The organism is Blautia sp. HCN-20427, from assembly GCF_037890365.1.
In the GTDB taxonomy this organism is placed as follows: domain Bacteria; phylum Bacillota; class Clostridia; order Lachnospirales; family Lachnospiraceae; genus Blautia.
Window position 1 is genome coordinate 111,067 of record NZ_JBBKBX010000001.1, and the last position, 12,120, is coordinate 123,186.

The 12,120-nt window shown below is 46.1% G+C and carries 6 protein-coding genes and 2 riboswitches; all 6 genes read right to left on the reverse strand.

The features are described from left to right. The 6 genes from WKT17_RS00545 to WKT17_RS00570 all read right to left on the reverse strand — a co-directional run bounded on the left by WKT17_RS00545 (position 1) and on the right by WKT17_RS00570 (position 12,118). On the reverse strand, positions 1-915 hold the full coding sequence (locus tag WKT17_RS00545) for a DUF4430 domain-containing protein (protein ID WP_173748831.1): 915 nt from the start codon (positions 913-915) through the stop codon (positions 1-3). A 9-nt stretch (positions 916-924) separates the two neighbouring features. After that, the gene (locus tag WKT17_RS00550; RefSeq protein ID WP_340271782.1) at positions 925-3,648 is read right to left on the reverse strand and encodes a prenyltransferase/squalene oxidase repeat-containing protein; all 2,724 of its coding nucleotides are present in this window, start codon (positions 3,646-3,648) and stop codon (positions 925-927) included. A 134-nt stretch (positions 3,649-3,782) separates the two neighbouring features. Next, positions 3,783-3,975, reverse strand: a riboswitch (cobalamin riboswitch). A 95-nt stretch (positions 3,976-4,070) separates the two neighbouring features. Next, on the reverse strand, positions 4,071-9,047 hold the full coding sequence (locus tag WKT17_RS00555; RefSeq protein ID WP_340271783.1) for a DUF4430 domain-containing protein: 4,977 nt from the start codon (positions 9,045-9,047) through the stop codon (positions 4,071-4,073). A 170-nt stretch (positions 9,048-9,217) separates the two neighbouring features. Beyond that, positions 9,218-9,405, reverse strand: a riboswitch (cobalamin riboswitch). 43 nt (positions 9,406-9,448) lie between these two features. Continuing rightward, positions 9,449-10,366 carry a LysR family transcriptional regulator gene (locus WKT17_RS00560; protein ID WP_291681251.1) on the reverse strand — a complete coding sequence of 306 codons (918 nt, stop codon included), beginning with the start codon at positions 10,364-10,366 and terminating at the stop codon, positions 9,449-9,451. 17 nt (positions 10,367-10,383) lie between these two features. Continuing rightward, on the reverse strand, positions 10,384-11,340 hold the full coding sequence (locus WKT17_RS00565; RefSeq protein WP_298059930.1) for an oligopeptide/dipeptide ABC transporter ATP-binding protein: 957 nt from the start codon (positions 11,338-11,340) through the stop codon (positions 10,384-10,386). Continuing rightward, positions 11,333-12,118: an ABC transporter ATP-binding protein gene (locus WKT17_RS00570; protein WP_298059932.1), complete on the reverse strand. Its 786-nt coding sequence runs from the start codon at positions 12,116-12,118 to the stop codon at positions 11,333-11,335. Before WKT17_RS00570 ends, WKT17_RS00565 begins: the two co-directional genes overlap by 8 nt. Positions 12,119-12,120 lie beyond the last annotated feature (2 nt).

Consider the following 12,120-nt stretch of genomic DNA (forward strand, 5'->3'; position numbering starts at 1 on the left):
TCACTCTTCCCAATACTGTCCTAAATCGCGTCCCAGATCACAGGTATAATTCCAGTGAATCACATCCCCTTCTTTTACCTGATAACGGCTGCAGCCATAGTTGGGATACCAGCCATTGACCTCATACATCCAGCCGGAATATCTTCCGCAGTCAAATTCATACAGGTTGTTGATACCTTCCACATAAGCGCTGTTGTACTTTGGGGTGAAACTGGCTTCCATGTGAATACGGTTGTTCTGGGTTTCTCTCAGCAATACATCATACACAGATTCTCCCTGATAGAAAGTCACTTCCCGCTCACTGAAAATAACACCATCCTCCGGCACCAGTACATCCTTTCCCTCTGTCAAATCTGACATATTGTCCAGTATGGTGTCACAGGAAATGCTCAGATAACAGGTTCCCGGCTTACTCTTGTCGATTTCCACGCTCCCCGGTTCTACGGGGTTCGGCTTTCCTTCCGGAATGGGGTCTGTCAGATACTGGTCTTGCTCTGTAGACGTACCGTCACTGTAGGTTACCGTTCCATTGCTCCCCGTACTCCCTTCGTCAGAACTGTCCTCCCCCTTCTCTGTATGGCTGTCTGCATTTCCTGCTGCACTTTGTTCCGAGGATTTTTTCTCCTGGTATTTCGTATAATCTGCCTCTCTGTCTTCCGCAGACTCGACATCCAGGTACTCGTCTTCCCCAGCTTCCAACGCTTCCTCTTTTTCTGCGCTGTCCGTCTTTTTCTCTTCTGCTTTTTTCCCGGTATCTTTTTTCTTGATTCCTTCTGTCTCCGTCCAGGCATCGCTGTCCGCGGTTTTCTCCTGCCCCGGCACAGCCAGTTTCTCCGTACCGCAGCCAACTGTTGTAAAAGCAAGTGCTGCAGCCAGCGCCAGAATTCCCATTGTTTTTCTGATTGTTTTTCTCATGTATTCCACCTACTGTCTTTTCCTTTTGATATACCAGATAATGCCGCCTGCAATTCCGGCCAGCGCCACCACAGTACCTGTTAAAACTGCCGGTAATGCACTTTTTTCCTCTGCCGCTTCTGCGCTGGTTTTTTTACTGTTTTCAGCGTCTGCTCCTGTACTTTTTTTTGCTGTAACCGTTTTCTCTGTATTGGCTGCCGCAGAAGCAGCCTCCTTTTCCTCCAGTTCGTTTAAAGATTTTGTCTTTGCTTTCTTTGCAATGAAATACTCGCCGCCTGTCTTCACAAGAAATTTCGTCTGTTTATCTTTTACCGTAACCTTCTGGATGTACTCTGCTTTTCGCTCTTTTTCCTTGTATTTCATCAAAAGGTATTTGCCGTCCTCCTGACCGGTGGTAAGCTCCACCTGCATTTCTCCCGGAAGTTCGCCCTTCTCATCAAAGGAGAAAATATAGGGGTTTTCAGACAATTTCTGAATATCTTCTGCATAATCACTGCCTTCCCGGATACCGACTTTCATATCTTTCACTGTCTTGATATCCTTGCCGTTGACCGTCAGGGTATACGGTTTATCCTTGCCCGTTTCTCCCTTGATTTTCAGGTTTTTATCCTTTCCCTTCACGGCTTCAAAAGCCGCCTTTTCCACTACACCGTTCTTCACCTCAGCTTCTGTGGTGTTGGATTCGGTTTTCTTTTTCGCTGCAGATTTCTTCGCACTGCCTGCAGACGTACTCTTTTTCGCGGTATTTGCAGATTTCTTCGTACCTTTCAGAACGCTTTCATCTGTCGTAACGTCACTGGTGCCGGAAAGGGCTTCTGTCTCATCTTCAAATCCCATATTCCCCTTTTTCAGGGTGTAAATTCCGCCTGCGGATACATCACAGGTCAGCACACCGTCCACAGCGCCGGTCCACTGCATCTCATTCCCGTTGATGTTATACAGCATAAACACACCGTCTTTAAACGTACAGGGCATGGAAATTTCCACTTCACCGGGAAGCTCGCCTTCGTGTTTCAGCGCAAACTGCAGGGCGTCTTCTTTCTGCTGAATTTCCACCTCTGCATTCATATCCGCCGGTTCTGCTATCTTCTTTCCTTTTACGCGAATGGTGTAGCCTTCTCCTTCATAAATATAATCCATTCTGGAAGCCTGGGCTTTCTCAAAAATTTCCTTTCCAATAATGCCTCTCTCCAGCTTGTCCACAATGCTTTCTGCAATTCTCAAGTCATCGATTCTTGTGACAAAAGACTTATTATTTTCGGGAAGCGTATGATAAATAGAAAGCAGTTCTTCCACGGTATCTTTTTCTTTTAAAGTAATCTTCAAAGGATTTAACTCATTCCAGATGCGATGATCCAACGCTTCTACTTCTGCTTCCTGTCTGTCTATTTCTTCTCCCTTTGCCTGCAAAATGTTGCGGAAACTTTCTTTTTCTTCAAAGTCTTTCAAAAGTTCCAGTTCAACTTTGAGATTATAAACCCTTTGTTTTTCTGCAAGTGTAATCTGTTCCGGCAGCGCATTCAGTTTACTGCGGAAGGCCTCTATATTTTCTTCCGATTCCGTTCCCTCATCGGGGGTCTCTGTATCTGTCATGTCGTACAGACTGGTCTGCCCGTTTACCGCCCTGGACCAGGCCAGAAGGGCTAAAGTTCCCTGGTCGGTTGCCATGGCATCACTGCCGCCGCCTTTTATATGCTCAAAAGAACCGTCTTCTTTTTGGAATCTCAGGATTTCATCCAGCAGGGTTTTTCCGTTTTTCATAAATTTATCCTGTTCCAAAAGAGATACATCAATGGCTGACAGAGCAATCACGACCTGTGCCGTACTCTCCAGATTTTTTACCGGTTCTTCCCCTTCAGAAATGTAAGAACTGCCGTATCCGCCGTCTGCGTCCTGCATGGAAGCCAGCTTATCCAATCCCCGGTTTAAAGCCGCACCAACGTCTGCCCGTTCTTTATACGGCGCCAGCGCCTGCATAGCCATAGCAGTAATATCCGGGTCTGCCACTTTCCCCTGCAAAGCCCAGCCGCCGCCGGAAAGTTCCTGTGAAAGGATTTTCTGAATCAGATTTTCCCGGGTAGTCTGGGTTCCTTCTCCTTCTCGCTCAGGAATTTCGTAATCTTTCGTATCCAGCGCAATCAGGGCAAAAATAGTTCCGTTAATGCCCTGTTGATTCACCTTCTCAAATTTTGCTAATGGCTTCAGCAGATTATAGCCATTTATCCGGGAAGGGTCTGTTCCAATAGAGGACAGCGCCATGATGACTCTGGAATATTCCGTATATTTTGCGTTGTGAAGCACTCCGTTTGTGTCATCTAGTTTCATATATAAATTTGCCAGATAATTTGCTTTTGCCGTGTCGCTCAAGTATCCGGCTCTGGCCATGGCCATCACAGACCATTCGCCTCCAATAGTATCCACCACCGGAGAAGTCACCGCAGACTGCAGATACTTTTCCGCCTTATCAAGAGCTTCCTGGACGGTAGGATTTTGGGTCTCGGCAATGTCTGCAGTCCCCCGCAAAATCTGACTTTCCTCTTCTCCGGTTCCCGGCAGCACCTCATCCGCAGTTCCCGGAAGGATTTCCTCCTGATAACCTTCAGACTCCTGTGCCTCCACAGCTGTCTCCTGTCCTGTTCCCTGTACTGTATCTGCCAGAACTGCCCCCGGAGACTGCACTGCCAGCAGAATGGACATGGCTGACACTACAAGCTTTAATTTTTTTCTGTTCATGCTCTCATCCTTCCTCTATCTTTCCTGATACACATAAAAAAGAGCCCCCTCACCATTTTCCGGTAAAGGAACTCTGTTCTTTTGAATTATGAAATTTTAAAATGCATACAACAACAAAATCTCCTCCGCCCGGAAATATTTTTAAAATAATGGCAGATATTCTGACTTAGTCTCACCCTCGGAAACGCCTTCTCAAACTTCTTGTAAGTTCAATGGCAACTGTTTCTTCGTCAACATCACAGCAGAGGCAACTGTATCGGACTTCCACCGATTTCCCTTTTAACTCTGCATTTTCTGCGTGCAGAGACCATCATGTGTATGCAGTTATGAATCTATTACCATACTACACAAACAGGCAGAAAATGTCAAGGAATTTGTAAAAAACAGCAAAGTCCCGAAGAACTTTGCCGTTTTTGCTGTCCTTATTTCATCTGCTGTCTATTTTTCTTATAAACAGCTGTTCCAAAAGCTGCCGCGGATACTGCCAGCATGAGCAGCAGAACGCTGATTGGTGCTTCATCACCTGTCTTGGCACCTGTGCCTTTTAATGTACCGCTTCCACTGTTTCCGCTTCCATTGTTTCCACTTCCATTGCTGCCGTTATTTCCATGGTTTCCGGAACCATTGTTTCCGTTGGAGGCCGGTGTGTCAATGACTACGCCAAAGCTGTCTAAGCTCTTTACCTCTACCGAAACAGCTTCATCGGTTACCTTTCCGGTCAGTTTTTCCACTTTGGAATCGCTGCAGTGAAGTACAGTCAATTCTTTGCCATTATAATCCTTTCCTACCGGAATGGATAATACACACGCAGACGGAAGTTCGATTTCTTTTCCATTCTTTGTGAGTTTGATGTTGTACAGACGGAATACGGATTTGTCAGAAGCAATTTCTTTTCTCATCTTTTCTACGTCTGCATTGTCTTTTCCGATTGGAGTAACTGCCAGTTCCATATCAGAGGTCAGACCCTCTCCTTCCAGTTTCACGCCGTATTTTTCATTTACCAGCATTTTTACACTTTCCGGTTTGCCTGGGTTTGGGTTTGGATTCTGGTTGTTATCTTCCAGTTTCTTCAACTCTTCCTCTGCTTTTTCCAACTTGGCAAGAGTTTCTTTGCTTACCAGCTTCTTCTGAGCATCTGTCAAAGCGTCATAGGCTTTTCTGGCTGCTTCAATGGCTGCTTTGCTTTCCAGAGTAATCTTATCCCCGATAGCATCAATCTTACCTGCAGCTGCATCTGCTGCCGCCTGGTCTTTCTTCTGATTTTCTGCCTGCTCTTTCAGTTCTGCCAGTTTCTGCTCTGCAGTGGTGAGCTTTGCAAGATTGTCTTCTCCTACCAAATTCTTCTGAGCATCTGTCAAAGCATTATAAGCTGTTCTTGTTTCTGTAATAGCTTTTTCGCTTTCCAGGGTTACTTCTCCGATGGCGTTAATCTTTTCGATTACTGCATTGGCTTTTTCCTGGTCTGCAGCTGCCTGCTGTTTCAACACTTTCAGTTTTGCTTCTGCAGCTTTCAGTGTTTTAAGTTCCGTTTCGCTTATAAACTTTTTCTGCGCTTCTGTCAGCTTGTCATATGCAGCTCTGGCTTCTGTAATAGCCGCTTCGCTTTCCAGAGTGACCTCCCCGATGGCGTTAATCTTTTCGATTACTGCATTGGCTACCTTCTGGTCTTCCTCGGCCTGCTGTTTCAATTCTGCCAGTTTCTTCTCCGCATCTGTCAATTTTGCAAGATTTTCTGTTCCTACCAATTCTTTCTGTGCATCCGTCAGCTTATCATAAGCAGTTCTTGCCTCTGTAATAACTGCTTCGCTTTCCAGAGTGACCTCTCCGATGGCGTTAATCTTTGCAATTACACTTTCGGCTGCCAGTTTATCCTGACTCATCTGCTCTTTTGCCTCTTCCATAGCCTTTTTCAGATTTTCCGTTGCTGTTTCAATTTCAGCTTTTGGAGTAATCACTGCGGAAACCAGTTCCACTGCTTTATCATAGGCCGCTTTCACTGCCGGTACAGCCATAAGCATGTCTCTGTCTTCATTGACTTCTGCCATAACTCTTGTGATTTCATCTTTATTGCAGATATCCAATACCGGATCCGTGTTTCCATACTCATATCCGGTCAGGTCTGTGCCGTATCCCCACAATGTGAACTGATATCTGAGTACATCTCCGTCTTTTGGTACATAGCTTGCCATTCCATAACCCACTTCCACGCCATTTACATGGTACATCCAGCCGGACATAAAGCTGTAGTCAAATTCACCAAGGGCATCTCCCTCCTGGGATTTTCCGTTTTCCAATGCTTCTTCGGTTGTCGGGCCTCCAAGTTTTTCGGAAATATAATCCGGTACTTTTACATGGTCTGAACCAAGATCTGCTCCCTTAATGGCTTCCAGATATGCTGCCGAACCGTCTTCTCCCACCCAGTTTTCTGCTCCAATGACTTTTTTCAGAATATCAACCGCATTATCACCTTTTTCAAACGGCACGATTACCGGCTCGTGGATGTAGCCCTGTCCGATAGTAAATCTCTCTACGGATACCACTACATGACCGTTTCCGGCTTCTTCCTCCAGTTTTTTCAGGTCTTCCTCGGCCTTTTCCAAAAGTTTAAGAACGTCTTCACTTATTAATTTCTTCTGGGAATCTGTCAGCTTGTCATAAGCAGCTCTGGCTTCTTCAATGTCGTTCTTACTTTCCAGTGTCACTTCTCCAATGGCCTTAATCTTTTCGATTACTGCATCAGCTGCTTTCTGGTCTGCCGCCTGCTCTTTCAACTCTGCCAGTTTCTTCTCTGCCTCTGTCAGTTTCCCATAGTTGGTTACTAACTTCTTCTGCGCTTCTGTCAGTTTGTCATAGGCAGTTCTGGCTGCTTTGATTGCCGCTTCGCTTTCCAGCGTTACTTCTCCGATGGCATCAATTTGTTTGATAACGGATTTTACTGCTGCGGTATCCTTATCCATCACATCTGTAAGGTCATACAAACGGTTTTCATTTTCTGCAAAGCGCCTGTACGCTTCCATTGCGTAAGTCACCTGCTGGGTAGCCATGCCATTGCCTTTCTGTCCCTGCTGCCACATAAAGCCGCTCTCTGCCTTGTAGCTGTCCAGATTTTTTACGATATTCTTATTTCCCGTTTTTGTGAATCCGTTGCTTTTGTCCAGAGGATCAATGCCTGCTGCGGTAAGGGCCGTAAGAACCTGTGCGGTTGTACAACTGTTTTCTTTTCCGCTATCCAGAAATCCTGCATTCTCTGTCATATTTTCTTTCATGTGTTCCAGAGCTTTGTCAAACGCTGTTTTCACTTCCGGATAAGAATCATTGTTCCTGTAAGGAGCCAGCGCCTGCAGCGCCATACCTGTCATATCAATACTGCTGAATTTGTTATTTGTCAGTCCGAAACCGCCTTCTTGGGTCTGGAAAGTAAGAATGTGCTGAATCAGCTTCTCTCTTGTCCATACTGCATCCTTTGGAATATCTGCATTCTGACAATCCAGTGCAATCAAAGCCCATATAGGGGCATTGGAGGTATCTTTGCCGATTTTCATCTTCAGTTCATCATTATAGAGCGCCTTCATCAGATTGACACCGTCAATATCTGTCAAATCTTTTCCCATAGCTGCCAAGGTAATGCTGACTCTTGCCACATCTGTGGCCCGAAGCTTTGTCAGCCCTGTTTTTAATTTTTCCGACACACTGGCATAATAAGCGTCCAGATTTTCCTGGCTGATGGTTCCGCCTGCACGAAGGGTTGTGAAAATATTCCATTCGTCTCCATATGCATTTACAGGCTCTTTCTGCAGATAATCCATGCCATGCTGTATATCCTCTTTCACCAAAGCCGTATAGTCTGTATCGTCGGGAACTATACCGCCCTTGCTGACCAACACAGTAAACTGTACAGGCTTGCAGTCTGCCGTAGCGTCCCAGGGTGTTCCTATTACCTGTACTTCTCCGGCTTTTTTTGCCTTAATGGTGTGTACGGTTTTTCTGGGTGCATTTACATTTCCAACGACTGTCTGCACTTCATCTGTAACTTCTACAATTCCTTCCTTGCTGTAAGACCAGTTAAATCTCTGCTCCGTAGCATTGGAAGGTGTTGGTGTAATTTGAACGCTTTTGGAACTGCCTTCTTCCAGTTCATAGGTATCCTTTTCTGATTCTGCCTTTTGCAGGGGGTATTTATATTTGAATTCCACACTAATGTCCTGAGAAATATCCTTATCTTCCTGGCTGTAAATATGGAATTTTGCCACGCCTGCCTTCTTTGGCACAATGCCGTTTCCGAAATATTCCATAAACTCTGCAATTTCCGGTGTCTTTGCCTCCCAGACAAGCTTCTGATTTGTGGCATTATACGGCGTAAAGCTGCAGTTATAATCATCCGGGTCATTTCCTTTGGTGATACCTACATAGTAACCGCCCAGAGGATTCCAGGAATCTATATACCAGACACTTGGAACAGTAACCTGAAAGTCTTCCAACGCTACGTTTTTGGAGATGACCTTAAACTCTTTGGAAAGGCGTTGTTTATCTTCCCCCATGCCAAGCTTGAAAACAGCCTCTCCTTCGCTTTCCATGGTGAATTTGCTGCCCTCAGCATGATTCTGGATAATGCCGGGGCCGCTGATATTCTCATGATACATAGCGGCGACGGGAACCTTCTTAAATTCGTCTGAGCCTTTGACTCTGGCCTTTAAATAGGCAACTCCGCTGTCTGTTCCGTGCATTTCGTAAGGTTTGTCCAAAGATACTTCCTGGTCTCCTACGAAAACCTTCAGCTCTTCCACATTACTGGAAACATTGTTGATTTTAAATCTCTGGAAGACTTCTCCCATGTTGTCTGCGTTGCAGACATAACCTTCCACAACCCGGAGGTCTGCCGGCTGATACCGTCCGCTGGCATTTACCCAATAGTGTTCGGTATATTCTATATCCGATGTATACACTTTTGCGGATACATTCCAGTCTGGCCGTTTGTCTGTGCCTGCCAGAACAAAAGTACCTTCGTCCATGGCATTTAAAGTAAAGGTGTTGTTTTCATCCATTTCCTGTATTCTTCCGTCATCATATTGGAAGTATACATAGGGCTTTTCTTCTGCGGCCTGGTCTTCCGTGGTTTCTGCCTCTCCCGGCACCATTTCAGGAACCGAAATCTGCTCTGTTTCACCCGCTTCCGGCTGCACCGCTTCTTCCGGCTCCTGAATTTCTGACTCTTGATTTTCCGACTCCTGGTAATGTTCCGTACTTTCCACGTTTTCTGCCTGCTGCTCATAAGCAGTGCTTTCTTCTGCTGCGGGCAATGTGTCTGCCTGCACCGGCACAGTAATACCCGATACCATGAGAACCATGGCCAGAACAATACTGAGCATTCGGCTGCCCGCACGTCGTTTCTTGTGTTTCATATGTTTTCTCCTTTTCTTTTTATTCTGCATAATTGTCCTATGTTTGTTTTGAGGAAATTTTACATGCAAAAAAGGCTCTCTCATCTTTACCAGACAAAAGAGCCTCTATTATCACTTTACCATATTAAATTTTCATATTGTAAAACCGCAAAACATCCTCAGCCCGGAAACACGAAACGTTTATAACGGCAAGTCTTCTGACTCAACTTCTTCCGCAGAAATACCTTCTCGGGTTTTCCCCAATGGTACTATTTCCTTGTCCATTTCACAGTAGAGGTGACTGTATCCGATTTACACGGATTTCCTTTTTAACTCCGGACATATAACACATCCGGTGACCGTTATTATTATGCAGTTATACCTTTCTTTCTACTCTATACTACACAATGTTAGTCAAAGTGTCAATGCATTTCTGCGAATTTGTCTTCCAGAAATTCCAAAAACTGTTTTGTGCAGATTCCAGGCTCTGTATCCGCCCGTCTGACGTAGCCGCAGGAAATATCTGCCCCACAGTCCTCCAGTTCCAGCTTATGGAGCCTGCTTTTCTTGTCACAGCACAAATCAAATCCGGTGCTGATATTTCCCAGCTCTGTTTTTAAAAGCAGCTGCTTCATAGCATGGGCGCTGTTCACCAGAACACCGTTTACCGCTTTTGCCCCATCCGGTATCTCGCCTTTTAAATGACGGGAATTGAGATTGTAAAAAGAAGGGATTTCCTCTGCCATATTCTGCACCAGGGAAATCTTCTGCAGGTCTGCTTTTTTTATGGTTTTCTGTTCATAATACGGACTTTTCGGCCCCACATAAAGAGCCAGCTTTGTTTCCCTCAGCAGGTGAAATTCCAGCCTCATCTTTTTCAAAAGTCGCTCTGAGGCCTTTTTCTGATGCGAGGAAATGAATACAAGACCTACCTGTGCCTGGCGGTGGGCCGTGCGGTGAATGACCTTATCCAAAGCTCCTTCCCAGTACCCTGCCTGCATTCCTTCCGCTTTTGCATAAAAGGAAGCAAAGATTCCGGCGAAACAACTGCTTGGCATGGCAGCTACTAAAAGAGGCTCCTTCTTTTCCAGGTTTTTCACATCCTGAATCGTCTGCAGGCTTTTGAGAATCTCTCTTACCTGTTCGTAAACCAGTTCCCCTTCTTTTGTCATCACCACGCCTTTTTTGCTCCGTTTCAGCAGAGGAACCCCCAGACTGGACTCCAGTTTCTGAATGGTCATGCTTACATGGGGCTGGGTCGTGTACAAAAGTTCTGCGGCTTTGCTCAAAGACCCTGCCTCTGCGCTTACCACAAAATACTGCAGTTGTTTCATCTCCATATCTTTTTCTTCCTCTCTTACAACCGGTGGCATGCAGCCAGATGCCCCGGGGCAATTTCTTTCAATTTAGGTTTTTCTTCCCTGCACGTTTCCGTCCCGTATCTGCAGCGGCTCCAAAAAGGACAGCCCTTTGGCAAATCACAGGGACTGGGCACTTCTCCCTTCAGACCTTCTATCTCTTTTCGTCTGTCATCCCGGACGGAGAAAAGAGCCTGCAGCAAAGCCTGTGTGTAGGGATGTGCTCCATGACTTCCAACCTGCTCCCCCGGAAGCAACTCTACCACATGGCCCAGATACATCACCGCAATCTGATGGGCAAAGGACTGAATCAGAGCAATGTCATGGCAGATAAAGACCATACTGATATGCTTTTCCTTCTGAAGTCTTACCAGCAATTCAATCACTGTCTTCTGTACCGAAACGTCCAGCGCTGACGTGGCTTCATCACAAATGAGAATTTCCGGTTCCAGGGAAAGGGCTCTGGCAATGCCGATTCTCTGCCGCTGTCCGCCGCTCATACTATGGGGATACCGCCAGAGAAGGTCTTCCGGCAGTTCCACCATACGCAGAAGTTCTTTTGCCTTCGCCTCTTTTTCCCCTTTTTTCAGTCTCTTATAATTTTCCAACGGCTCGGTGAGAATGTCAATGACTTTTCGTTTGGGATGAAAGGACGCCAGCGGGTCCTGAAATACCATCTGCATCTTCTGCCGGTTCAGCCATTTCTCTTTTGCAGTCATTTCAGCCAGATTCTTTCCGTGAAAAAGGATTTCTCCTCTATCCGGCTGCTCCAGCTGCATCAGCATCCGCACCAGAGTCGATTTTCCGCAGCCGCTTTCCCCTACGATTCCCAGGGTCTTTCCTCTGTAAACTTCCAGACTGATGTCATTACAGGCTGTCAGCACTTTTTTCTTTGGCGCCGGAAACTGCCGCACCAGATGATTTGCCTGCAAAATACATTCTCTTTTCTCAAACAAAACGCGCTCCCTCCATTTCCGGTACTGCTGCCAAAAGCTTTCTGGTATAATCGCTTTTTGGATTGTGCAGCACTTCTTCTGTACTTCCCTGGTCTAGCACCTTTCCGTTCTGCATAATCAGCAGTTTATCTGCCATATAGGCCGCTACACCCAGATTATGCGTCACCATGATAATTCCTGTCTGATAATCCCTTCGAAGTTCCATCATCTGGCGGACAATCTGCGCCTGAGTCGTCACATCCAGCGCGCTGGTGGGCTCGTCTGCCAGCAAAAGCCGGGGCTGAAAGGTCATAGCCATGGCAATTCCCACCCTCTGCCGCATACCGCCGCTTAGCTGATGAGGATAGCTTTTCATCACAGCTTCTCCGTCAGGCAGATGCATTTTTTTCAGCATCTGAACAGCCCGGTTCCATGCTTCCTGTTTGGAAGCCCTACTGTGGGTACAGATATATTCCACATACTGACTGCCGATTTTCCGGATGGGATTTAAGGTTCCCCCGCAGTCCTGAAAAATCATGGAAATCTTCGTGCCTCTTAAGGTTCTCCATTCTTTTGGGGATTTTTCCGTCAGGGATTCGCCAAGGAACAGGATTTCACCCTCTGTAATTTTCCCGCCGCCTGCCAAAGCGCCCAAAATAGCCCGGATAACCGTGGTCTTTCCACTGCCGCTTTCTCCTGCAATACTGATGATTTCCCCTTTTTTCATAGAAAGGTTAAAATGCTCCAGCACAGGCGGCTGTCCTTCGTATTGAATCGTCAAATCTCTTATTTCCAGCATAA